Annotated in this window: 21 protein-coding genes, 2 tRNA genes and 1 pseudogene; 17 read left to right on the forward strand and 7 right to left on the reverse strand. The window is 62.8% G+C overall.

Annotation, left to right across the window (positions count from 1 at the left end):
* The first annotated feature begins 158 nt into the window (after positions 1-158).
* Both rpoC and QMG80_RS20010 read left to right on the forward strand, forming a co-directional pair.
* On the forward strand, positions 159-4,370 hold the full coding sequence (rpoC, locus tag QMG80_RS20005) for a DNA-directed RNA polymerase subunit beta' (protein WP_199769066.1): 4,212 nt from the start codon (positions 159-161) through the stop codon (positions 4,368-4,370).
* Positions 4,371-4,715: 345 nt separating this feature from the next.
* Positions 4,716-6,164, forward strand: a complete 1,449-nt coding sequence (locus QMG80_RS20010; RefSeq protein WP_085770772.1) for a L,D-transpeptidase family protein — start codon at positions 4,716-4,718, stop codon at positions 6,162-6,164.
* Between the two features lie 182 nt (positions 6,165-6,346).
* On the opposite strand, the gene QMG80_RS20015 is transcribed toward QMG80_RS20010, so the two are convergent.
* Positions 6,347-7,363, reverse strand: coding sequence for an RluA family pseudouridine synthase (locus QMG80_RS20015; protein ID WP_085770773.1), 1,017 nt, complete (start codon positions 7,361-7,363; stop codon positions 6,347-6,349).
* Between the two features lie 186 nt (positions 7,364-7,549).
* Between QMG80_RS20015 and QMG80_RS20020 the strand changes: the two genes are divergently transcribed.
* Positions 7,550-8,104 carry a hypothetical protein gene (locus QMG80_RS20020; protein ID WP_085770774.1) on the forward strand — a complete coding sequence of 185 codons (555 nt, stop codon included), beginning with the start codon at positions 7,550-7,552 and terminating at the stop codon, positions 8,102-8,104.
* A gap of 17 nt (positions 8,105-8,121) precedes the next feature.
* Here the strand turns inward: QMG80_RS20020 and dctA are convergent, their stop codons facing one another.
* Positions 8,122-9,381, reverse strand: a complete 1,260-nt coding sequence (dctA, locus tag QMG80_RS20025) for a C4-dicarboxylate transporter DctA (RefSeq protein ID WP_199769034.1) — start codon at positions 9,379-9,381, stop codon at positions 8,122-8,124.
* 434 nt (positions 9,382-9,815) lie between these two features.
* Between dctA and QMG80_RS20030 the strand changes: the two genes are divergently transcribed.
* On the forward strand, positions 9,816-10,253 hold the full coding sequence (locus QMG80_RS20030) for a hypothetical protein (RefSeq protein WP_158658619.1): 438 nt from the start codon (positions 9,816-9,818) through the stop codon (positions 10,251-10,253).
* 3 nt (positions 10,254-10,256) lie between these two features.
* Here the strand turns inward: QMG80_RS20030 and QMG80_RS20035 are convergent, their stop codons facing one another.
* Complete coding sequence (locus tag QMG80_RS20035; RefSeq protein WP_085770776.1) at positions 10,257-11,021, reverse strand: hypothetical protein; 765 nt, start codon at positions 11,019-11,021, stop codon at positions 10,257-10,259.
* 240 nt (positions 11,022-11,261) lie between these two features.
* On the opposite strand from QMG80_RS20035, the gene QMG80_RS20040 reads away from it, so the two are divergent.
* The 9 genes and pseudogenes from QMG80_RS20040 to QMG80_RS20075 all read left to right on the forward strand — a co-directional run bounded on the left by QMG80_RS20040 (position 11,262) and on the right by QMG80_RS20075 (position 17,169).
* Positions 11,262-11,338, forward strand: a tRNA-Pro gene (locus QMG80_RS20040).
* 50 nt (positions 11,339-11,388) lie between these two features.
* Complete coding sequence (locus QMG80_RS20045; protein ID WP_085770777.1) at positions 11,389-11,706, forward strand: ETC complex I subunit; 318 nt, start codon at positions 11,389-11,391, stop codon at positions 11,704-11,706.
* Between the two features lie 105 nt (positions 11,707-11,811).
* Positions 11,812-11,888, forward strand: a tRNA-Arg gene (locus tag QMG80_RS20050).
* Between the two features lie 256 nt (positions 11,889-12,144).
* Positions 12,145-12,567, forward strand: coding sequence for an SxtJ family membrane protein (locus QMG80_RS20055; RefSeq protein ID WP_085770778.1), 423 nt, complete (start codon positions 12,145-12,147; stop codon positions 12,565-12,567).
* A 77-nt stretch (positions 12,568-12,644) separates the two neighbouring features.
* Positions 12,645-12,794: a DUF5989 family protein gene (locus QMG80_RS20060; protein ID WP_199769035.1), complete on the forward strand. Its 150-nt coding sequence runs from the start codon at positions 12,645-12,647 to the stop codon at positions 12,792-12,794.
* Between the two features lie 9 nt (positions 12,795-12,803).
* Positions 12,804-14,639, forward strand: a complete 1,836-nt coding sequence (locus QMG80_RS20065; RefSeq protein WP_085770779.1) for a carbamoyltransferase family protein — start codon at positions 12,804-12,806, stop codon at positions 14,637-14,639.
* Between the two features lie 47 nt (positions 14,640-14,686).
* Positions 14,687-14,887, forward strand: a pseudogene (locus tag QMG80_RS21770) (helix-turn-helix domain-containing protein); the annotation flags it as partial.
* Positions 14,888-15,310: 423 nt separating this feature from the next.
* Entirely contained in the window at positions 15,311-16,414 is a 1,104-nt protein-coding gene (locus tag QMG80_RS20070) for a hypothetical protein (RefSeq protein ID WP_158658620.1), read from the forward strand.
* On the forward strand, positions 16,414-17,169 hold the full coding sequence (locus QMG80_RS20075; RefSeq protein ID WP_085770783.1) for an Imm52 family immunity protein: 756 nt from the start codon (positions 16,414-16,416) through the stop codon (positions 17,167-17,169). The genes QMG80_RS20070 and QMG80_RS20075 overlap by 1 nt, the downstream gene beginning before the upstream one ends.
* A 92-nt stretch (positions 17,170-17,261) precedes the next feature.
* Here the strand turns inward: QMG80_RS20075 and QMG80_RS20080 are convergent, their stop codons facing one another.
* Positions 17,262-17,513 (reverse strand): hypothetical protein, encoded by a 252-nt coding sequence (locus QMG80_RS20080; RefSeq protein WP_085773545.1) that lies wholly within the window; start codon positions 17,511-17,513, stop codon positions 17,262-17,264.
* 302 nt (positions 17,514-17,815) lie between these two features.
* Here QMG80_RS20080 and ruvB point away from each other — a divergent pair, with 302 nt between their 5' ends.
* From ruvB to QMG80_RS20095, 3 genes are read left to right on the forward strand one after another with little or no spacing between them, the layout of a single operon-like run.
* Entirely contained in the window at positions 17,816-18,862 is a 1,047-nt protein-coding gene (ruvB, locus tag QMG80_RS20085; protein WP_085770784.1) for a Holliday junction branch migration DNA helicase RuvB, read from the forward strand.
* Positions 18,863-18,885: 23 nt separating this feature from the next.
* On the forward strand, positions 18,886-19,056 hold the full coding sequence (locus tag QMG80_RS20090; protein ID WP_158658621.1) for a hypothetical protein: 171 nt from the start codon (positions 18,886-18,888) through the stop codon (positions 19,054-19,056).
* Positions 19,053-19,595: an RNA pyrophosphohydrolase gene (locus QMG80_RS20095; RefSeq protein WP_085770785.1), complete on the forward strand. Its 543-nt coding sequence runs from the start codon at positions 19,053-19,055 to the stop codon at positions 19,593-19,595. The genes QMG80_RS20090 and QMG80_RS20095 overlap by 4 nt, the downstream gene beginning before the upstream one ends.
* Before the next feature lie 46 nt (positions 19,596-19,641).
* On the opposite strand, the gene mnmA is transcribed toward QMG80_RS20095, so the two are convergent.
* On the reverse strand, positions 19,642-20,874 hold the full coding sequence (gene mnmA / locus QMG80_RS20100; RefSeq protein ID WP_085770786.1) for a tRNA 2-thiouridine(34) synthase MnmA: 1,233 nt from the start codon (positions 20,872-20,874) through the stop codon (positions 19,642-19,644).
* Positions 20,875-21,271: 397 nt separating this feature from the next.
* On the opposite strand from mnmA, the gene QMG80_RS20105 reads away from it, so the two are divergent.
* A complete protein-coding gene (locus QMG80_RS20105; RefSeq protein ID WP_085770787.1) occupies positions 21,272-21,799 on the forward strand; it encodes a GcrA family cell cycle regulator in 528 nt (175 codons plus the stop codon).
* 361 nt (positions 21,800-22,160) lie between these two features.
* Here the strand turns inward: QMG80_RS20105 and phoB are convergent, their stop codons facing one another.
* A complete protein-coding gene (gene phoB / locus QMG80_RS20110) occupies positions 22,161-22,907 on the reverse strand; it encodes a phosphate regulon transcriptional regulator PhoB (RefSeq protein ID WP_085770789.1) in 747 nt (248 codons plus the stop codon).
* A 30-nt stretch (positions 22,908-22,937) separates the two neighbouring features.
* Complete coding sequence (phoU, locus tag QMG80_RS20115) at positions 22,938-23,645, reverse strand: phosphate signaling complex protein PhoU (RefSeq protein ID WP_085770790.1); 708 nt, start codon at positions 23,643-23,645, stop codon at positions 22,938-22,940.
* Positions 23,646-23,706: the final 61 nt, after the last annotated feature.

Here is a 23,706-nt window from a genome sequence, read left to right on the forward strand (position 1 = left end):
CGTTCGAGGGAGAAAAATCGCGCGAGGATCAAGAGCTGGAACGAGTTCCAATGCAAATGTCTAACGACTTTTGCGGAGCTCGCTCTAAGCGGAACCGAAATCGGGAGCGGCGCGCCGCGCGCTCGTAAAGGAGAAACCCCGTGAATCAGCAAGAGGTCATGAATCTCTTCAGTCCGGTCGCGGCCACGCAGGCCTTCGATCAGATTCAGATTTCGATCGCGAGCCCCGAAAAGATCCTGTCCTGGTCATACGGCGAGATCAAGAAGCCCGAGACCATCAACTATCGCACCTTCAAGCCGGAGCGCGACGGGCTGTTCTGCGCCCGCATCTTCGGCCCGATCAAGGACTATGAGTGCTTGTGCGGCAAGTACAAGCGCATGAAATACAAGGGCGTCATCTGCGAGAAGTGCGGCGTCGAGGTCACGCTCGCGCGCGTTCGCCGCGATCGCATGGGCCACATCTCGCTCGCCGCGCCCGTCGCGCACATCTGGTTTCTGAAGTCGCTGCCGTCGCGCATCGGCCTTCTGCTCGACATGACGCTGAAGGATCTCGAGCGCATTCTCTATTTCGAGTCCTACATCGTCATCGACAAGGGACTGACCGACCTCAAGGACCGTCAGCTCCTCACCGAGGATGAATATCTGCAGGCCCAGGACAAATATGGCCAGGACTGCTTCACCGCGATGATCGGCGCCGAGGCGATCCGCAAGCTGCTCGAGTCCATGGACCTCGAGAGCATCGCGGCGAGCCTGCGCCAGGAGATCGCCGAGGCGACGACGGACCTGAAGCCCAAGAAGCTCGCCAAGCGTCTCAAGATCATCGAGGCCTTCATCCAATCCGGCAATAAGCCGGAGTGGATGGTGCTGAAGGAAATTCCGGTCATTCCGCCGGATCTGCGGCCGCTCGTGCCGCTCGACGGCGGGCGCTTCGCGACCTCGGATCTCAACGATCTCTACCGCCGCGTCATCAACCGCAACAACCGCCTGAAGCGGCTCATTGAGCTGCGCGCGCCGGACATCATCATCCGCAACGAGAAGCGCATGCTGCAGGAGGCGGTCGACGCGCTGTTCGACAACGGCCGCCGCGGCCGCGTCATCACGGGCGCGAATAAGCGCCCGCTGAAGTCGCTCGCCGATATGCTCAAGGGCAAGCAGGGCCGGTTCCGCCAGAATCTTCTCGGCAAGCGCGTCGACTATTCGGGCCGCTCCGTCATCGTCGTGGGCCCGGAGCTCAAGCTGCATCAATGCGGCCTGCCCAAGAAGATGGCGCTCGAGCTCTTCAAGCCCTTCATCTATTCGCGTCTCGACGCCAAGGGCTTTTCGGCCACCGTCAAGCAAGCGAAGAAGCTCGTCGAAAAGGAGAAGCCCGAGGTCTGGGACATTCTCGACGAGGTCATCCGCGAGCACCCGGTCCTGCTCAATCGCGCCCCGACCTTGCATCGTCTCGGCATCCAGGCCTTCGAGCCCGTGCTGATCGAAGGCAAGGCCATCCAGCTGCATCCGCTCGTCTGCGCGGCTTTCAACGCCGATTTCGACGGCGACCAGATGGCCGTGCACGTGCCGCTGTCGCTCGAGGCGCAGCTCGAGGCGCGCGTGCTGATGATGTCGACCAACAACATCCTGCATCCGGCCAATGGTCAGCCGATCATCGTGCCGAGTCAGGACATCGTGCTCGGCCTTTACTATCTCACGCTCGAACGTGACGGCGAGCCGGGGCAATATCGCGAGGATCCCAAGACCAAGGCCCCGCTCTCCGGCATCTTCGCCAATATGGGCGAGATCGAGCACGCTTTGGCCTCGGGCGCCGTGACGTTGCACGCCAAGGTCAAGGGTCGCGCCTGGACCTTTGACGCGAACGGCAAGCGCGTCTCCAAGATCTTCAACACGACGCCCGGTCGCATGATCTTGGGCCAGCTGCTGCCCGACCATGTCAAAATTCCCTTCGACGTCGCCAACAAGCTGATGACGAAGAAGGAAATCTCCAACATGATCGACACCGTCTACCGCAATTGCGGGCAGAAGGAGACGGTGATCTTCTGCGACCGCATCATGTCGCTCGGCTTCCGCGAGGCGTTCAAGGCGGGCATCTCGTTCGGCAAGGACGACATGATCGTGCCGGAGACGAAGGAGCGCATCGTCGGTGAGACGCGCGCGGCCGCCAAGGAATATGAGCAGCAGTACAACGACGGTCTGATCACCCAGGGCGAGAAATACAACAAGGTCGTCGACGCCTGGGGCAAATGCTCGGAGAAGCTCGCCGAGGAGATGATGAGCCGCATCTCGTCGGTGCGTAAGGACGAGCACGGCCGCGATCTGCCAATCAACTCGATCTACATGATGTCGCATTCCGGCGCGCGCGGCTCGCCCGCGCAGATGCGCCAGCTCGCGGCGATGCGCGGCCTGATGACCAAGCCCTCGGGCGAGATCATCGAGAGCCCGATCATCTCGAACTTCAAGGAAGGCCTCACGGTTCTCGAATACTTCAACTCCACGCACGGCGCCCGCAAGGGTCTCGCCGACACGGCGTTGAAGACCGCGAACTCGGGCTATCTGACCCGCCGCCTCGTCGACGTGGCGCAGGACTCGATCATCTCGTCGAAGGATTGCGGCTCCAAGAACGGCATCCGCATGCGCGCGATCATCGACGCGGGCCAAGTGGTCGCTTCGCTCGCCATGCGCATTCTCGGACGCACCGCGGCCGAGGACTTGCGCGCGCCGGACGGCAGGGTGATCGTCCCCGCCGGCGAGATGATCCAGGAATGGCACCTCGAGCCGATCACCGCGGCGGGCATTCAGGAGGTGAAGATCCGCTCGGTGCTGACCTGCGAGGCCAAGGAAGGCGTGTGCGCGGCCTGCTACGGTCGCGACTTGGCGCGCGGCGTGCCGGTCAACATGGGTGAGGCCGTCGGCGTCATCGCCGCGCAGTCGATCGGCGAGCCGGGCACGCAGCTCACCATGCGCACCTTCCACATCGGCGGCGCGGCGCAGCTCGCCGACCAGTCGTTCTTCGAATCGAATTTCGATGGCAAGGTGCATGTGCGCAACCGCCACGTCGCGCGCAACTCCGACGGCGATCTGATGGTCATGGCGAGAAACGTCGCCGTGGTGATCCTCGGACCCGACGGAACGGAGCGCTCGGTCACCCGCGTCCAATATGGCGCGCGGCTCAAGGTCGACGAGGGCGATACGGTCAAGCGCGGCCAGCGCGTCGCCGAATGGGACCCCTACACCCGGCCGATCCTGACCGAGGTCGACGGCGTCGTGGGCTTTGAGGATCTGGTCGAAGGCCAATCGATGGCGGAGTCGGCCGACGAATCGACCGGCATCACCAAGCGCATGGTCATGGACTGGCGCCTCAATCTGCGCTCGGCGAGCCTCAAGCCCTCGATCTCGGTCAAGGGCGCGGACGGGAAGATCATCAAGCTGCAGCGCGGCGGCGACGCCCGCTATGCCCTACCCGTCGACTCGATCATCGCCGTCGAGCCGGGGCAGAAGGTGACGGCGGGCGACATTCTCGCGCGTATCTCGCTCGAGAGCGCCAAGACACGCGACATCACCGGCGGTCTGCCGCGCGTCGCCGAACTCTTCGAGGCGCGCCGGCCGAAGGATCACGCGATCATCGCGGAAATCTCCGGCACCGTGCAGTTCGGCAAGGACTACAAGAACAAGCAGCGCGTCTCGATCATCCCGCATGAGGACGGCGCCGATCCCGTCGAATATCTCATCCCGAAGGGCAAGCACATCCATCTGCAGGATGGCGACGTCGTCGAGAAGGGAGACTACATCGTCGACGGCAATCCGGCGCCGCACGACATTCTGGCGATCAAGGGCGTCGAGGAGCTTGCGGCCTATCTCGTCAATGAGATCCAGGAGGTCTATCGCCTGCAAGGCGTCAACATCAACGACAAGCACATCGAGGTGATCGTGCGTCAGATGTTGCAGAAGGTCGATATCGTCGATCCCGGCGACACCGGCTTCCTCGAAGGCGAGCAGGTCGACGAGATGGAGCTCGAGGAGGCGAACGCCAAGGCGCAGGAAGAGGGCACGAAGCCCGCGACCGGCACGCCGGTGCTGCTCGGCATCACCAAGGCCTCGCTGCAGACGCGCTCCTTCTTCTCGGCGGCGTCCTTCCAGGAGACCACGCGCGTCCTGACCGAAGCCGCCGTCAACGGCAAGGTCGACCCGCTCGTGGGCCTCAAGGAGAATGTCATTGTCGGCCGGCTGATCCCGGCGGGCACCGGCGCGGCGATGGCGAAGTTCCGCCATCTCGCGACGAGCCGCGACGACCTGATCATCGCCCAGCGCGCCGAAACCAGCGAAGCCAAGGCGGCGCAGCAGGCGCCGGCGCTTCCCCCCGTGCCGGTGGAATAAAGGCGGTCGCGAGACCTCTTCCGACGCCCGGCTCTCCGTTTCCCGGAGAGCCGGCGCCGGGGACGCTGGCGTGCGCCGCGACATTTTCTGTATTTGATTTGGCGCTTAGTCCTTTTTTGTCGCGCAATTCCACGAGATCCGAACGCGCTCTAAGGCTTCCTTTAGGATCGACGCCCAATTTCATTGAGTTCTTCTTTCCGGCCGTCCACGCGCCGGGCCTCCGTCCCGTCACAAAATCGCCCGAGACATCGGGCTTCTTAACCCCAACGTCACCCGTTTCGGCGAAAACACTCTCGCCTGTCCCGCCGCGCGCCTTGGCGGATTTCTCCCGACTGGAGCTTTGCCTTGTTCAGGACCACGACGATTCGCTTTGCCGCCGGCGGTTTGCTGGCTCTGAGCCTTTCGGGCGGCGCCCTCGCCGATTCCTACGACGGCCAAGCCGAATGGGCGCAGCGCTATGACGCGGCGGAAAAACTTACCGTCTCGCGCTCCACGACGCCCCTTCTCTCCGAGCAGACGGTCGCGGCGACCGAGCAGGCGATCGAGCAATATCGCCAGATCCTCGCCAATGGCGGCTGGCAACCCGTGCCTGGCGGGCTCCAGCTCGCGGTCGGCTCCAACGGACCCGCGGTTTCCGCGCTGCGCCGGCGATTGATCGCGTCGGGCGACATCGGCTCGGAGACCGGAACGAACCCTGTCTTCGATTCCTACGTCGAGGCGGCGGTTCGTCGCTTCCAGGCGCGCCACGGCTTCAACGAGACGGGCGTCGTCACGCCGCAGACGCTGGCCGCGCTCAATGTGCCTGCCGAGGAGCGGCTGCGCCAGCTCGAGATCAATCTCATCCGCCTGAAGAGCGTCGTGCACGACCTTAGCAACCGCATGGTGGTCGCCAATATTCCGGCGGCGCAGGTCGAGACGATCGAGAACGGCCAGGTGATCACGCATCACATCGCCGGCGTCGGCAAGATCGACCGCCAGTCGCCGATCATGCAGACCAAGGCGATCGAGATTAATTTCAACCCCTTCTGGACCGTGCCGGCCTCGGTGATCCGTAAGGATCTGATCCCGAAGATGCAGGCCGACCAAAACTATCTGCGCGACAACCATATTCGCGTCTATGACAAGGAAAACCAGGAGCTTCAGCCCGAGCAGATCAACTGGAACTCGCTCGACGCGCTGAATTATCGCTTTCGCCAGGACACGGGCGGCGACTTCAACTCGCTCGGCGTCGTGCGCATCAACATCAACAACGCCTATGGCGTCTATATGCACGACACCCCGGCCAAGGGCGTGTTCGGCGACGATTTCCGCTTCGTTTCCTCGGGCTGCATACGTTTGCAGAACGTGCGCGACTATGTCGCCTGGCTGCTCAAGGAAACGCCCGGCTGGGATCGCGACCACATCGACGAGGTCATCCGCTCCGGCGAGCGTCTCGACGTGAAGATCGTTCCGCCCGTGCCGGTCCACTGGGTCTATGTGACGGCCTGGGGGTCGCCGGACGGCGCGACGCAGTTCCGCGACGACATCTATCACAAGGACACGGGGGACGTCGTCGGCATGGAGACGACGCCGCCGCCCGTGCAGCCTCACGCCAAGCACGAGGCCAAGGGCAAGGCGGGCGCTATGGCCGGCAAGGCCAAGACGGCCGCGAAGGACGCCAAATCGAAGACGTCGGCGCAGCCCGCGAAGGCCAAGACCGCCGCCCAAAAGCCGCAGGCGGATCAGGCCGCGGCCCCGAAGCCTTCCAAGGCCGCCCATGTGTCGCGCCGCGACGACGAGCCCACCTGGCGGTGAGAGGCGGGCGAGGCTGAGTCCGCCCACGTGATTTTCTAACAGGAAAGCCTCCCCCTCCCCGACCCTCCCCCGCTTTCGCGGGAGAGGGGGTAGACTCGGGCGGTCAATTCAAACTTCGCAAAACGCAGATCGTTAGGGTCCCCTCTCCCGCTTGCGGGCGAGGGACAGGGAGGGGGCCTTGGTTACGCGCCTTCCGCCAGCGCCTTGCGCAACGCCTCTAAATCCGCTGGCAGCTCGCTTTCGAACAACAGCTCCTCGCCCGTCACCGGATGGGTGAAGCCGAGCGTCGCCGCATGCAGCGCCTGTCGTCCCAAGGCCTCGACAGCCTCCCGCGCCGGCGCCGAAAGCCGTGCGACCTTGGTCTTGAAGCCCGCGCCATAGGTCAGATCGCCGATCAGCGGATGTCCGATATGCGCCATGTGCACGCGAATCTGATGCGTGCGGCCGGTCTCCAGGCTGCACCGCAGCAACGAGGCTGCGCCGAAATCCTCGAGCTTTTCCCAATGGGTGATCGCCTCGCGGCCGCGCGCGAGGGCGACCACCGCCATCCGCTCGCGCTGCGTGGCGTGGCGCCCGATCGGCGCCTCGATCGTCCCCTGCCCGCGCCCCGGCGCGCCCCAGACGAAGGCGAGATAGTCGCGCGTGAGGTTGAGTCTGCGGCCGTGATCCTCGAATAGCCGGGAAAGGCCCGCATGCGCCGCGTCGGTCTTGGCGATGACGATGAGCCCGCTCGTGTCCTTGTCGATGCGATGCACGATGCCGGGCTTCTTGACGCCGCCGATGCCGGAGAGGCTGTCACCGCAATGGGAAATCAGCGCATTGACGAGCGTGCCGCTCTCGTGCCCCGGCGCGGGATGCACGACGAGGCCCGCCGGCTTGTCGACGACGAGCAGATGCGCGTCCTCGAAGACGACCTCGAGCGGGATGTCCTCGCCTTGCGGCGCCGCAGGCTCCGGCTGCGGCAACAGGAGCTCCACCCGATCGCCTTCTCCGAGCCGCGCGCTCGCATCGCGCGCAGGCGCGCCGTTGAGCGTCGCTGCGCCCGACTCGACGAGCGCCTTGACCCGCGTGCGCGAGACATGCGCCGCGGCGATTTCGGCGCGCTCCGCGAGATAGCGGTCCAGGCGCTTTCCCGCCTCCTCCGGCGCGACGAGGAAGGAGAAGGCGGTCTCTGAGGGGATGTCTGGCTTAAAGGTCATTCTGGTTCGGGTTGCGCCTGATGTGTCGTGTCGACCGCGCCGCTGCGCAGAGGAGTTACGATTAGCCTTCGGCAGGCGCAAGACGACGCCGACTTCGAAACGCCGATCGCTACGCATAGACCACAATTCTAAAATTGCGACCGGCCGGCTATCAAACTCGAGAGCGCGTCCCGATCGCATGGAAGCATGCGATCGAAAAGGACGAAGCTTCAAATCAAAAACTTAGAGCATGTCCTGACCGGAAATCCGCTTCGCACCTTTCCGGGACAGACTCTAAAGCGCGATGCGAGCGATTTCGCTCAAGCGCAACGTGATCTGGGAACACGGCCATTGAGCGGCATAAGCGGCAGTGAGGATCTGAACATGATAAGCGCCAAAGACTATGCAATTCTTGAGGGCCCAACATCAGACCACTGCTTTAATCTGTCTGAATTGCGCGAGCTCGGAGAAAAAGAGAGAGCATTTTTGGAGGACACGGCCAGAAACATAGAGAGTGTTATCCTCAACGCGAAAATTTCCGCTCTCGAGTCTGGCCTTGAAATGGGCTTGGCGCAGAAAGGCCTTATCACCTCTCTTATTGTTTCGACAGCAAGTTTTGCAGCGCTATATAGCAAATCACAAGAAAACGAAGCACAGGCCTTCTACTCGATCATGCGTTGCATGGCCGAAGCGCTCATCGATGTTTCAAAATCTGCGCCTCGAGCCAGAACGCCCCAGGTGAGAAATTATCGAACGGCCTGAAGACGACGAGTCGGGTCTCAACCTCCAAGCTCCCGCGAGAGCTTTTCGCGATCGAGCGCGTTTTCCCACGCCGCGACGACAATTGTCGCGACGCCATTGCCGCAAAGATTGGTGAGCGCGCGGCATTCGCTCATGAATTTGTCGACGCCGAGCATCAGCGCCATGCCCGGCGCCAAGCGCGGATCGACCGCGGCGAGCGTCGCGGCCAGTGTGACGAAGCCCGCGCCGGCCACGCCCGAGGCGCCTTTCGAGGTCAGCATCGCGACGCCGATGATCGTGAGCTTTTGCCAAAGGGTGAGATCGACGCCCAGCGCCTGCGCGATGAAGACCGTCGCGAGCGTCATGTAGATATTGGTGCCGTCGAGATTGAAGGAATAGCCGGTCGGAACGACGAGGCCCACCACGCTTTCCTCGCAGCCGAGCCGTTCGAGCTTTTGCATCAGCCGCGGCAGCGCGCTCTCGGAGGATGAGGTGCCGAGCACAATCAGCAACTCGTCCTTGATATAGGCGAGGAAGCGAAGAATGGAGAAGCCGACGAGCCGCGCGATCGAGCCGAGCGCCAGAACGATGAAGAGAATCGACGCGAGATAGAAGGAGCCGACGAGCCAGGCAAGCGAGGCGAGCGAAGCGAGCCCGTAATGGCCGACCGTGTAGGCCATCGCGCCGAAGGCCCCGATGGGCGCCGCCTTCATGATGAGTCCGACGACGCCGAAGGTCGCGTGCCCCGCGTCGTCGAGAAAGACGCGCAACCGCTCCGTTTTCTCGCCAGCCGGCATGAGCGAGAAGCCGAAAAGGATCGCAACGAGAAGGACCTGCAGGATCTGCCCTTGCGAGAAAGCGCCGAAGATCGTCTCCGGAATCACGCCGAGCAGAAAGTCGACCGCGCCCTGCGACTCGCTCGCCCGCTTGGCGTATTGCTCCACGGCCTCGGCGTCGGGACGGCCGGGAAAGCCTGCGCCCGGACGGACGATCTCGCCGACGAGAAGGCCTACCAGCAAGGCGAAGGTCGAGACGGTCTCGAAATAGATAAGCGCCTTGGCGCCGACGCGGCCGACCTGGCGGGCGTCGGAAAGATGCGCGATGCCGCCCGCCACGGTGCAGAAGATCACCGGGGCGATCGTCATCTTGACGAGCTTCACAAAACCATCCCCGAGCGCCTTGACCCAATGGGCGTCTGCCTGCGCCGGCAGTAGCGCGCCAAAAAGAACGCCGAGCGCGATCGCCGCGAGCGTCTGCGCATAGAGCTCGCGATGCAGGGGTTTACTGGGTTTGGCCAAGACCAGTACTCAGGGGCTCGAGGGGCTGGATCGGGGAAAAGCGCGTGAACGCGGCCCGGGAGAGACAATGACAGTTGTTTCGTCTTCTGCCTGAATATCACCATCGTGAAAAGCAGCCTTCACGAGCCTCTCCGTCCCCGGAATAGGGGGAGGATGGCTCTCAGCTCGTGGACCTTGCTGGGAGACCTCCCCGCGTTGCGCGCCTGTGGGTCGCCTCACATTACGTATATGCACGCATTGAATTCGTATAAGTATAGTATATAATTGCACATACTCAGCTTTATCTTTATGACGATCGCCGACCACGATATGATTTCCGTGGGCGACTTGTTGATAGACCCCGGCTATACATAACCTGCCTAAGCGGTCTCGCGGTCTCGCGGTCTCTCACCCGCTAAAGCAGCAGAGAAATGGGCCGATATCGAGCATTTTTCTTGGGCATTGCTTTTTGTTCGATACTGATCTCAACCAACGCCGGCGCGGAATGGTGGAAGAGAAACCTTGATCAATATAGTTATAATACAGTAAGTTATATAAGCTCAGGCCATCTCATTGACGTTCGATGCGATTTGGAAAAAGGCTATCGCCATCGTGTTATTTTAGACGATAGCTTAGATAGCAAGGTGCGGTCCTTCGGATATGACGACAAAGCCATGCACGATGTATTGTATCGAGTGTTGTCTTTCCAAGAGCAAAGCGAAGAAAGAGATTTTGCATCAGGCGTTTGCCGCGTTGAGGTCCTGTTTGACGGCAAATATGACTCATTCTCTTATCATGCCGGAAATGAGCTGTTTCCTCAGGAGCCGGGGAATGATCTGCTGACTCCTAAGACAGGCAGTGAAACTCTGCTTCCCCTGGCTACAGGCCGGTAGACTCTATTTGATGTTTCGCGCGTCGAATGGATACATGCTACGGCCTTCCGGCGCTGGATCGGCCAGCGGCGCCGACACAGCGAGCTTGGCGAGGTCGAAATCGCGGTAATTGGCCGTGTCGTTCAGCCAGTCCGTCTCGTAGATCATCGTCACTGCGCCGCTTCTGCTGGTGATTTTCCAGGCGCCCTCGCGGGAATTCGGCTGGGTCGCGCCCGCGAGCAGGCGGCAGCGAGAGGCGGCTTTCTGCCTGAAACCTAGTAAGCGGTCGACAAGCGAAAGCCGCGCCTCGTCGAAAACATAATATTGATGGTCGATCTTGATGAAGACCCGCGCAACGGCCGCGTCCCGTTCGTCGCCTGAAAATTCCAAAGTGCTGGAGACGAGAATTGAGGGGGCGTCGCAGGGCGGAGCCGCGAGCCTGTCACGCGATTGCAGCGATACGCGACGACAGAAGGTCACGTCGCGCCGATCGAGATCCAGTGTTGCGACGACCCGCCGCCCCTGTTCGTCGATCACATGGAGGCGGCAGGCGTTGTCGCGGCAAGGCTCCTTGCCCTCGAGCCGAAAGCTCAGGGCTGGGTGCGACCGCGAATCCGGCGCGCCCAAGGCGGCGGACATCGCCTGCTCGCTCGTGTCCGGCTTGTAATAGACCGGCGTCAGGACCTGAGATGTTCTGTCGCAGCTCTCATAAGCCGTCTCGGCGACGGCGCAGGAGCACAATGCGAGCAGCCCGGCCACAAAACACCAGACCATGACAGCTTGTTTCATCGCCGACCTTTCCCGCCGCTCGAAGACAAAAGTAGGCGCGCTGGCGGGAGAAGACAGATCGGTGAAGCCGCGACGCCGGCTGGTTAGGCTTTCACCGCTGTCGCCCCCTCTCGCGAGGTCGATTCCTTCCTCTTCCGACTAATCGGCGCCGCAAAGCGCGCTCAAATCGAACGCTACCGCATGCGGCTTCTTGTGAGCGGGCCGTCCCCATGCTAGCGATGCCCTGCCGCGGGCGAGCGTCGGGGCATAGCGCAGCCCGGTAGCGCGGAAGTTTTGGGTACTTCAGGTCGCAGGTTCGAATCCTGCTGCCCCGACCATGCCCCGGGGGTCGCGGCGGAGAGCAAAAAGAGATTTACGGCGAGGCCCCATGACCGCTTGCATCTATCGCCCCGAAAATTTTCGCCCGGAAGGCCAGTCGGGCGATAACGAGAAAAAGCCCTGGCGCCTGCGCTTCGACGCGGAATCGCCGCGCGGCGTCGATCCGCTAATGGGCTGGACGTCCTCCTCCGACATGCGCTCGCAGGTCAAGCTGCGCTTCGGGACGAAGGAGGAAGCGATCGCCTACGCCGAGCGCGAAGGTCTGGCCTACCGGGTCGAGGAGCCGAAGCCCAACACGGCCGCGCGGCGCATCGTCTCCTACGCCGACAATTTCAAGCCGACCCGCAAAGGCCTCTGGACGCACTGAGGGGCTCTGGCTTCAACGCCTTTCCGTCGCCGAACCGACGCTCACATCGACGGAAAACGCGCCGAACGTCGAACGCGCACGCTCGCAAGTAGCTGAAAATAAATCGACTCCGTAGCTCAGTTGGATAGAGCAACTGCCTTCTAAGCAGTAGGTCGCAGGTTCGAATCCTGCCGGGGTCGCCACTCCAGAAGCTTTTCTCGCCGCCAGCGGACCGCAGCGCAATAAGAGTCATGGGCGGCGTAGTTCCCTTTGATGCCCTTATCTCGCGGAAAACGTGGAAGCCTGCGGCCGCCCAAGCCAAGACGGCGGCTCGACAGGATTACCGCTTACTGAAACACCTGAAGGAACATTGAAACGGGTCTGGCGACAACGCCTCAAACCGGCAACCGCCTTGTGCGGTTTTCTTCAGATGCGGGCTTCATAGGAGGGCGCGCGCCAATGTCCAATCACGAGCCAGTCCGGTCCTATCGCGCAATCGCCGCGAGCTCGAACCGCACCTTCGGTTTCGCCTTCGCCTGCTTCTTTCTGATCGTCACCGTCTGGCCCTGGCTACGCCATGGGCAGCCGCTGCGCTTATGGGCGATGGCGCCGTCAGCCGCTTTTCTAGGTCTTTCGCTCTTTGCAGAGCAGTATTTGGCCCCGCTCAATCGCCTCTGGTTCCAGCTCGGCCTGAAGCTGCACGCGGTCGTTTCGCCGGTCATCATGGGCTTGCTGTTCTTTTGCGCCGTCACGCCCACGGGCCTGCTCATGCGGGCGTTCGGCAATGATATCTTGATGCTCCGCCGCAACGAGGACAGGACTTACTGGATCGAACGCAGTCCTGCTGGCCCTGCGGAAGGCTCAATGAAGAACCAATTCTGACGACCGTCCCACAGCGAAGGCTGCCGCCCTGCGCGAGAGCCGATTCCCCACCAATCTTCAAAACGGGAGAAAACGACATGTCGTTCATCCAGGAACTCTTCGCCTATCTGGTCTCGCACAAAAAATTCTGGCTCATTCCGCTGACCATGCTGTTTGCGCTGATCGGCGTCTTGTTCGTAGTCAGCCAGGGTTCGGTTGTCGCGCCTTTCATCTACACGCTCTTCTAAGGCCGACAGATGATCGTTCTCGGGATTTCCGCATTTTATCACGACAGCGCCGCGGCTCTGATTCGTGACGGCGAAATCGTGGCTGCAGCGCAGGAGGAGCGTTTCACGCGCAAGAAGCATGACGCGAGCTTTCCCGAGAACGCCATCCGCTATTGCCTGCGGCAAGCCGGCGTCGATGGCGCTAAAGTCGATCGAGTCGCCTATTACGAAAAGCCTTTCGTGAAATTCGATCGCTTGCTCGAAACCTATCTGGCCTTCGCGCCCCGGGGTTTCCGGTCTTTTAGCAAAGCGATGCCTGTGTGGTTGAACGAGAAGCTCTTCCAGCGGGATCTGCTTCAAAAGGAGCTTAAGAGGCTCGACGCCGCCCTTGCCGCGCCAGAGAAGCTGCTGTTCTCGGAACACCATTTCTCACACGCCGCATCGGCGTTTTATCCCTCGCCCTTCGAGCGCGCCGCCGTGCTGACGATGGACGGCGTCGGCGAATGGACGACGACATCGCTGTCACTCGGGGCCGGCTCCCGTCTCGGGATCATCAAGGAAATTCGGTTTCCGCATTCGCTCGGGCTCCTCTATTCGGCGTTCACATATTACACCGGCTTCAAGGTTAATTCCGGTGAATATAAGGTTATGGGGCTCGCGCCCTATGGCGAACCGAAATATGCGCCGCTGATTTTGGAGCATCTGATCGACGTTAAGGCCAACGGATCGTACCGTCTTAACATGGATTACTTTGAATATTGTACCGGCCTTACGATGACAGGCAGGAACTTCGAGACACTATTCGGAGGCCCGGCGAGAAAGCCGGATGAGCCGCTGGAACAACGGCACATGGACCTCGCGGCGTCGATTCAAGCGGTAACCGAGGAAATTGTGTTGCGACTCGCCCGCTCCGTCGCACGGGAGACCGGGGAGAAGAACCTTTGCCTTGCAGGAGGCGTCGCTCTGAACTGCGTCGCCAACGGCAAGCTCCTGCGCAACGACTTGTTCGAAGGATTGTTCATTCAGCCCGCGGCCGGCGACGCCGGCGGCGCGCTTGGGGCGGCGCTTGCCGCCTATCACCTTCAGGAAGGCGGCGCGCGCCAGCTGACCGGGCGGCGCGACGCGATGAAAGGTTCCTATCTGGGCCCCGAATACGAGCAGAGTGAGATCGAACGGCGACTGACGGCCGTCAACGCCCGGTTCGACGTGGTTGATGACGATGCGCTCATCGAGGAGACTGCGCAGGCGCTTGCATCGCAACAAGCCGTTGGCTGGCGCCAAGGGCGACTCGAGTTTGGGCCGCGCGCGCTTGGCGCCGCCTCGATCCTCGCCGATCCTCGTTCGCCGACGATGCAGAAGAACCTCAATCTCAAGGTCAAATTCCGCGAGAGCTTTCGTCCCTTTGCGCCCTCCGTTCTCCGTGAACGCGTTGAGGAGTGGTTCGAGCTGGACTGCGACTCGCCTTACATGCTGCTCGTGGCGGACGTGCGAAAAAACCGCCGCCGCGAGATGACGCCGGCAGAGGAGGCCTTGTTCGGCATCGAGAAGCTGAACGTCTCCCGATCAGACGTTCCCGCCGTCACGCACGTGGATTATTCGGCTCGGATTCAGACGGTTCACGCAGACACGAACCCAAAATATCATCGCCTGCTAAAGACGTTCGAGGCCAAGACGGGTTGCCCCGTCTTGGTGAATACGAGCTTCAACGTCCGGGGAGAGCCCATCGTGGCGACGCCCGAGGACGCGTTCAAATGCTTCATGGGCACTAATCTCGACTTCCTAGCCGTGGGCAACTGCATCATGCGGAAAGAGGCGCAAGATCAGGCTCTGCTATTGAATTATGAAGAAGCTTTCGAGCTCGACTAGAGAGCCGCCGCTTGCTGTCATAGGCGACGGTTCAAACCGGCAAGGATCAGGCTGAAGCGGCTCAGATCCGCGGGATCGATCGGCAGATGCTGCGCGACCGGGTGCATCGCTTCAACGCGAGCGGCCCGGAAGGCTATTGGACAATTCGACGGAGGGCCCCAGGCCGGCGACGCCTGGCGAAGGCTCACAGCCCAACCAGAGACAATCACCTCAATCGGGATGCGCGAATGGGCTCATGTCGGTCATGACTCATAGCCTTTGGCATGACACCAAATGTTCTCTTTTTGTTCTTTACACTCGCTCTACCCTCAGCTAGGCTGTGAAAAGGATGACCCCTTAGGAGATGCGGATGCTTCGCAGGGATGCGCTCGAAGAGCGATTTGAAAAGCGCTTGCGGTCTCGACCGGTCGCATATGCTCCAGAAATCTGCGAGGAGGGGCTCGTCCTCGGCGCCGGAACGATACTCGCCCGCATGAAGCGCGACGCCTCTGGCGCGCCTTGCCTTGCCGTTGAGGAGGACGAAGACCGACTTCTCGCGCTGCTTGCGGCCGCGCAGGGGCGCCCTGCCTCGCCGGCGCTGCGCCGCCATTTGGAGGGCGCTTCAGGCTATTGGCGGCGGGGCGAGAAGGCGCTGGCCAACATCCGCTTGGCCTTTTGCCGCCATCCCCCGGTTGGACGATCGCAAGGACGCCTATCGGCTGTTTCTTGCCGAAGAACTGCTCGACGGCGGCATGTCGCCGAGCGCTTTGATGAAGGGGCTCGGCTTCGGGCCGCCGCGTCGGGATTTCGTCAAATATGATCCCAACCAGCCCCGCATTCCTGCGGGCAACGGTAGAAGCAGCGGAAGATGGGGGACCGGCGGCGGCACGCCGACAGAGCCGGTTTCGGCGCGAGGACTCCCGCCGGCGGCGACGCAAGCCTCGCGAGACGCCCAGGCTTTGAGGGCCACGCGCGGCGTCGGAACTTTCGCGGAAGGGCTGTTCGACACCGTAGCGAGCAGCGAATTCCTTACTGGTCTCGGAACACTGGCGGAGTCGGCGGCCGGCCCCGCCGTCACGCTCGGCGCGATTTTCATTCCCACCCCCGCTGGACGCGTGTCGGAGGGCGTGATTCCCGGCCAGCCGGACCTGCATTACTCATTCGACGAGCCGGCGGGCGTATTGCGCTTGTATGGCGAGGACGAGAGCGGCCGGCAAACCGTCGCTTACGCGTCTCGGGGCGCCCATGGAATCTTCGCTGACAGCGACACCGGCGTCCCCATCGCCCGCCTCCTCAACGGCAGCCTCGTCTTCGACGCGGATTCGCTCGCCGACGACTGGCCCGATCAAGCCTCGCAAAGCACGCCCGACGAGCCGAGGCTTTGTCCCGATCCCGGGCCCGACGTTCCGCATGGCGCCTCTGAGCGCGCCAAAGCCTATCAGCTTCAGATCAGCGCGTTGAATAACCCGCAAAGACCCCTGCCGCCGGGCATGGCGGTGAGTCTGATCAATCCGAGGACGGGGAAACGCGTCACTTTCGACGATTGCCGCGAGAGCGACGGGACGATGATCGAAGCCAAGGGGCCCAGCTTTTCGAGAATGTTGAAATACGAATTTCTAGCCGAGAGAATCAAGAACAGATGGTTATCACAAGCCGACCGGCAGCTTGCGGCCGCCGGATCGCGCGACGTCGAGTGGTTCTTTGCCGAGCCCGAGGCTCGCGAAAAAGCCCGTGAGTGGTTCAAAGCGAAGTATCAAAAAATCGAATTATCCCTCGTTCCTGCGGAGGCGCCCTGATGAGCAAGCCAAACGTCATTGAGGACAAAAACGAAAGCAAGAACTTCTTTATCAGCGCCGACTGGGAGGCGCGCGCCGAGACGCCGGACGAGCTCGCCGCGCGTTTTCTGCGCATGAGCGATTCCTTGAAAGCGATTGATCCGGCATTCGGTCTCTGGACCTGCGGCGTAAAGCGTCCCGAGAGATTCGAGGAAGTCCGCGACCGAAATGCCAAGGAAATCGCAGCAGGAGTGACGCGGGACGATTGGAGGGAGCCCGAGCCTGAATTCGGCTATCGGTTCGGCGCGTTCACGCGCAATACGCCGAAGGATTGCAGATTCACCTTGCACTGCCATGCCGGCTCGATTCTTGGACTTCCCTTCGCCAATGACGTCACACTCGCGACTGACGCCTTATATCGATCTCCTCCAAATGCAGCTGTCGTGACCTATAGGATATTTCGTGCCGCTCTCCTGGCGATCGTGGACGCCTGGGATCCCGTCATGGCGGACGCCAAATCTCACCCGCTCTTGGAGTCCTATGAATCCAGCTCATATTTCGCTCCGGCGTGGATACAATATCTCTCTCCCTGGCTCGCCCAGAAGATCACGCCCCCTCCCACGGTCTTGGCCGAACATCTGCCGCATGGCGGGCTGCTGATGAGCGCGACGACGGAAACCTTTGACGTGGACAACCCCAGGCACATGGCGGCGGCCCGGGACATGGCGAGCGCCATGGAGCCGCTCGACCGCCTGACCTGGCCCTCGAAAGGCTGAGCCTCGCTGGTTTGCATCCATCGGCTCAGGACAGCGCGCGGATGCTTGTCGACGGGGCCAGTCGGCGCTTCTCCTTTCGCGACGCGCCGCGCTCAGCCCTCTTGCGCCGGGCGCGGCTTGGCGTGATGACGATGGTGGCTGTGGCCGTGGCCGCTCAGGCCCCAGCTCTGGGAGATGCCCGGCCCCGCCGTCGCGCCGATGAGCGCGCCGCCGACGAGCCCCACCGGGCCGAGCACCAGGCCGCCCGCGGCGCCGCCGAGAATGCTGTCCACCACCGCCTCGCCAGCGCTGGCCGGCGCGGCACAAAGAAAGATCATCGGCAAAGCGAGAAGAAATCGTCGCATCGATTCGAGCCTCCGGATTTTGAATTGCGTTTCCGCATTTATGGAAGGCATATGCAAGCAAATAGGTTAAAATTCGGCGCACGGCTCATTCATCCGGCGGCGCGAACAGGGGAAGCGGGGTTTCTCTTGAGAATGCCCTCTAGTTGCTTGGAATTGATCACGTTTGCGCGCTCGGCGCATCCCGTCTGAACGCGGCGTGATCTTGAGGATGCCGCCCCGAGCCTTCGGCCTCTTCTTCTCCGCTTGGCTTCAAGGGCCGCAGGCCCTAAACCCGGCCATCGGCCCCGTTGGAGCGATTCTCTTTGGCCACGCCGCCCCGTCGCCTGCTGACGCCCGAAAAGCGAGAAGACGACCGCGAGGACGCGTCAATCCGCCCGCTCGCGCTCGAGGATTTCACCGGACAGCAGGCGGCGCGCAACAATCTGAAAGTTTTCATCGAGGCGGCCAAGGCGCGCGGCGACGCGCTCGATCACGTCCTCTTCGTCGGCCCTCCCGGCCTGGGCAAGACCACGCTGGCGCAGATCATCGCGCGCGAGCTCGGCGTCAACTTTCGCTCGACCTCCGGTCCCGTCATCGCCAAAGCAGGCGATCTCGCCGCGCAGCTCACCAATCTCGAACCGCGCGACGTGCTCTTCATCGACGAGATCCATCGCCTCAACCCGGCGGTGGAGGAAATCCTCTACCCGGCGATGGAGGATTTTCAGCTCGATCTTATCATTGGCGAAGGACCGGCGGCGCGCTCCGTCAAGATCGACCTCGCGCGCTTCACGCTCGTCGGCGCGACGACCCGCGCCGGCCTGCTAACCACGCCCTTGCGCGACCGTTTCGGCATTCCTGTGCGGCTCAATTTCTACACGGTGGAGGAGCTCGAGACGATCGTCACACGCGGCGCGCGCGTGCTCAAAATCGCCATGAACGAGAGCGGCGCGCGCGAGATCGCGCGGCGCTCGCGCGGCACGCCGCGCATCGCCGGCCGCCTATTGCGCCGCGTGCGCGACTTCGCGATCGTCGAAGGCGCCGCCGAGATCACGCGCGAGCTCGCCGCGCGGACGCTGACGCTGCTCGAGGTCGACGACATCGGCCTCGATGTGATGGACCGGCGCTATCTCGACATGGTCGCGGTGAATTTCTCGGGCGGGCCGGTCGGGATCGAGACCATCGCCGCGGCGCTCGCGGAGCCGCGCGACGCGATCGAGGACATCATCGAGCCCTATCTTCTGCAGCAGGGCTTTTTGCAGCGAACGCCGCGCGGCCGCGTGCTCACCGCCGCAGCCTTCCGACATTTGGGGCTCGCGCCGCCGACCGCCGCCCCATCCCAGCCAGGGCTCTTTGGAGAAAGCGAGCCGTAACGCGACCCCGCGACGCGCTCGAGATGAAAGTGGATTGGCGCTGGCTCATGGGCCGCTTCACGGGCTATGTTGGACTCATGAGCCTTCTCGATTCCCGCTTGACCGCGAATGAACGGGCGGTCGCCCGCGCGCCCATCTTCTCGATCATCGAGAAAATCACGAGCGCGAAGACAGCCGGAGAGGCCCCGCTATGAGCGGACGCTACAGACCCTGCGTCGGCGTGATGCTGCTCAATGCGTCGGGGCAGGCCCTCATTGGCCGGCGCCGTCCGAAGGCGCCGCACGACCGGCTCGATGCGCAGCATGAGTGGCAGATGCCGCAAGGCGGCGTCGACCATGGCGAAGAACCCTATGCGGCGGCGCTGCGCGAACTCTGGGAAGAGACGAATGTCCGCAGCGTCGAGCGGCTCGCCGAGATCGAGCCTTGGCTGAGCTACGACTTGCCGCCGGGCGTCGGCGGGCGCTGGGAAGGAAAATATATGGGGCAGACGCAGAAATGGTTCGCCCTAGGCTTCACCGGGCGCGAGGCCGAGATCGACATCCACCATCCCGCCAATGGCGCCCATAGGCCGGAATTCGACGATTGGCGCTGGGAGGACCCCGCCCGGCTGCCCGAGCTCATCGTGCCCTTCAAACGGCAGGTCTATGAACGGGTCGTAGCGGAGTTTGCGCCGGTCATCGCCTCGCGACGAGATCACGCTGCGCTCGAGCGCAAGCCCACACCAAAGCTTTAGAGCGCGATTGGCAGCGTTCTCGGTTTAGGGACCCCGTCTTCTGCATTCACGAGGAGAGCTCGCGCGCAGATTGGTCTTGCGCCGGCTGCGTCGCTTGGATGAATCCCCCGCCGAGCACGCGTGCGTCTGGCCCCCCATTCTCATAGAAGACGCAGGCCTGACCGGGAGAGACCCCATACTCGCCCACTTCGAAGGCGACGATCGCCTCCCCTGCTCCGCGCGGTAGGAGCCGGGCGGCGACCGGCGGGCGCGTCGAGCGCGCGCGCGCGAAAACTTCGAGCCCTTCGGGGGGGAGATCGGCGAAGGCTCCCGGCCCGATCCAGTTGACGTCGCGCAGGCTCGCCGCGCTGGTCTCCAAGGCCTCGTGCGGGCCGACGATCACCCTCGCGCGGGCGGCGTCGATCCGCACCACGAAGAGCGGCTCGCTCGCATTGGCGGACCTGGAAGAGCCCAGGCCCAGCCCGCGTCTTTGTCCGACCGTGTAGTTCACGACTCCGGCGTGGCGACCGAGCACGCGCCCGTCGATGTGGACGATCTCGCCGGGAATAATCGCCTGCGGCGCCAAGCGCTCGACCACTTGCGCGTAACGGCCGGAAGGCACGAAGCAGATATCCTGGCTGTCGGGCTTCTCGGCGACGCTCAGACCGTAACGGCGAGCGAGCGCGCGAACCTCGCTCTTGGCGAACTCGCCGAGCGGAAAGCGCAAGAGGCGTAGCTGTTCCTTGGTCGTCGCGAACAGGAAATAACTTTGGTCGCGCGAGGCTTCCTTGGCGCGATAAAGCGCGCGCTCGCCCCACGCGTCCATGCGCGCCGAGACGTAATGGCCTGTCGCGAGAGCGTCGGCGCCAAGGTCGCGCGCCGTCTCGAACAGATCCGCGAATTTGATGAATTGATTGCAGGCGACGCAGGGCACGGGCGTTTCGCCGCTGGCGTAGCTCGCCGCGAAGCCGTCGATGACCTTCTCCCGGAAACGGCGCTCGTAATCGAGGACATAATGCGGGACGCCGATACGCCCCGCGACATCGCGGGCGTCCCTGATGTCCTGACCGGCGCAGCAGGCGCCTTTGCGTTGGATCGCCGCGCCGTGATCGTAGAGCTGCAGCGTGACGCCGACGACGTCATAGCCCGCTTCCTTCAGCATCGCCGCGACGACGCTCGAATCCACGCCGCCGGACATGGCGACGACGACGCGCGTGTCGGCAGGACTCTTGCCGGCAACGAGCGGGAGCGGATCGCGCGCCGCGATGGCGTCATCCAGTGAGGCGATAGCTTCGTCCATTGAGGGTGCAGGGCGTTCAGAGGGATGAGGCGGACGCGCCGTCTCTTGCACAAATTAATGCACCATTGGGGGGCGCCTTGCAATTTGGGCGCGATCTGCGGTTCGGCCCAAGTTAGCTCGGCCGGTCTCGCGCCCGCCGCGCGCGAACTATGCGCTTTCGGTGACAATCCTCAGGAAAGACTGTGGGGAACGCGCCTTTCCCTTGCCTGTGACTCTTGCGCGTGATTCACTGCAAAGAGTAACGTCGTATCTGTCGTCGATGGCCTTCGGTCACTCGACGTCTTCTCTCGAGTTCGCGTGAATTGCCGCCGTCAGCCTGCCTGACTCGGCGAACTCTATTGGATTCTCAGATCGGCGTCGCAGCCGATAACGGCGCGACCGTCGAACGGAGGCCCATATGTCCTGGACGCAAGAACGGGTTGAACTGCTACGTAAGCTTTGGCTCGAAGGATTGAGCGCGGCTCAGGTGGCCGCGGAGCTTGGCGCCGGCGTGACGCGCAACGCCGTGATCGGAAAGATTCACCGACTCGGATTGGCGGAGCGGGGCAAGGCGGCGAGTGCGCCGCGCCCGCGCGCGCAGCGACCGGCGCGCGCCGCGCCCTGTGAGGCGCCGATCCGAAACGGCGGCGGCGCCACGATGGTGATCGGCAATCTCGCTCTCGCCGTGGCGCCCCGCCCCGTCGTCGCGACGGCGCTGCGACCGGATCAGGAGGTGGTGGTTCCCATCTCGATGCGCGTCACGCTGATGGAGCTGCGCGAGACGATGTGCCACTGGCCCCTCGGCGACCCGACGACGCCGGAGTTCCGCTTCTGCGGCTCGCGTTACGAGGATGGCGAAGGCCCTTATTGCCGCCAGCATGCGAGGATCGCTTATCAGCCTCACGCAGCGGATCGCCGTCGCCAGGCGGGGCGCTCTGGACGCTGAGCGCTTCTGGCTCTGAGGCCGCTGAAGCGAATTCCGCAAAAGCTGCCGGACTTTTGCGGTCGGAGTTCGCTTCAACTTTTCATTTCGGGCGATTGCTTGTCGCTCGAACGATTCCTTTCGAGCGAGAAAGGCGCGAGAGCGCACCCCAATCGCGCGCGATCACGCGATCGAAGAGGACGCGCTCCAGATTAAAAACTTGAAGCACGCCCTGACCGGAAAAACGCTTCGGGCATTTTCGTGAACGGCTCCGGAGCGCGATGCGAAAAACTGGAAAGCGGCTTTTCGCACAGATCGCGCTCTCAGCCTTTAGAATCGATCACCTTCTCTGCGTTCTGGCGATTGCTCTCGAACGCAGCGTGGTCTAACCGCGACCGAAAGTCTCATCGAAGGAATAGCCGGCGCCGCGCACCGTGCGGATCGGGTCCTTCTCGCGCGAGCGGATGAGCGCCTTGCGCAAACGTCCGACATGCACGTCGACGGTGCGCTCGTCGATCTCCGCCGACATGCCCCAGACGCTGTCGAGAAGCTGCGCGCGGGTGAACACCCGTCCTGGCTTCTCCATGAAATATTCGAGCAATCGGAACTCGGTTGGGCCGAGGTGGATCTCGCGCCCCCCCCTTTTGACGCGCCGCGTCTCGCGGTCGAGATCGATGTCGCCGGCGCTGAGTTTATTCGCGACGCGTTCGGGGCGGGCGCGGCGCAGCAGCGCGTGCACGCGCGCTTTCAGCTCCTCCATTGAGAAAGGCTTGACGACGTAATCATCGGCGCCGAGCGACAGACCGCGCACCCGCTCGCTTTCCTCGCCACGCGCCGTGAGCATGATCACCGGCATGTCGCGCGTTTCATCGCGCGCCCGCAGCCGCCGGCAAATCTCGAGACCCGAAACCCCCGGCAGCATCCAGTCGAGAATGACGAGATCCGGCGGTGACTCGGCAATGCGAAGCTCCGCTTCGTCCCCTCGATCCACATGCTCGACCAGGAAGCCTTCTGCTTCCATGTTGTAGACGAGGAGCAGAGCGAGCGACGATTCGTCCTCCACGATGAGAATGCGCGGCGCCCGGTCGCTAGCGTTCGTCTCGCGCTGAACGGGAGTGCGGGTTTCGTTCATGTCCTTGCCTTAGTTACTGAAAGCCCAGGCCTACGGTTTTTCCTCCGCTTGGCCAAAAGACCGGGTTTTTGGACGGTCGGTCGGCATGGGCGCGCCGGAGGCGAGATACACGACCGTCTCGGCGATGTTCGTGGTGTGGTCGCCAATCCGCTCCAGATTCTTGGAGCAGAACAGAAGATGAGTGCAGAAGGAGATGTTACGAGGGTCTTCCATCATGAAGGTGAGAAGGTCGCGAAACACCGAATCTTCCAAAGCGTCGAGATCGGCGTCATTCAACCACACGGCGCGAGCGCGCTCCGCGTCCCGCTGCGCATAAGCGTCCAGAACCTCTTTGAGCTGCAGGGCGGCGAGATCGTGCATCGACTTCAAGCCGATGATCGCGCGCAGCGTGCGCGCCTCGTCGACGAGCTCGGTCGCGCGTCGGGCGATGTTTTTGGCGAGATCGCCGACGCGCTCGAGATCCCCCGAGATGCGGATCGCGGCGATGCATTCGCGCAGATCGACCGCGAGTGGCTGGCGACGCGCGATCGTCAGGATCGCCGCCTCCTCGATCTCGCGCTGCAGGACGTCCAGCCGCTGGTCAGTGGCGACCACCTGCTGCGCCAATGCGACATCGAAGGTCGACAGCGCGTCCATTGCGTCGGAAAGCATCTTCTCGGCGATGCCGCCCATTTCTGAGATCTTGCGATCGAGCGCTTCGAGGTCTCGATCGTAGGCTCTGACGGTGTGTTCGCTCATTGCTCTTGTCCCTGAAGCGGCTGAGAACGCCGCAGATCAATTGCGTTTGGACTTGGACAAT

It is taken from the genome of Methylocystis bryophila, assembly GCF_027925445.1.
Lineage (GTDB): Bacteria > Pseudomonadota > Alphaproteobacteria > Rhizobiales > Beijerinckiaceae > Methylocystis > Methylocystis bryophila.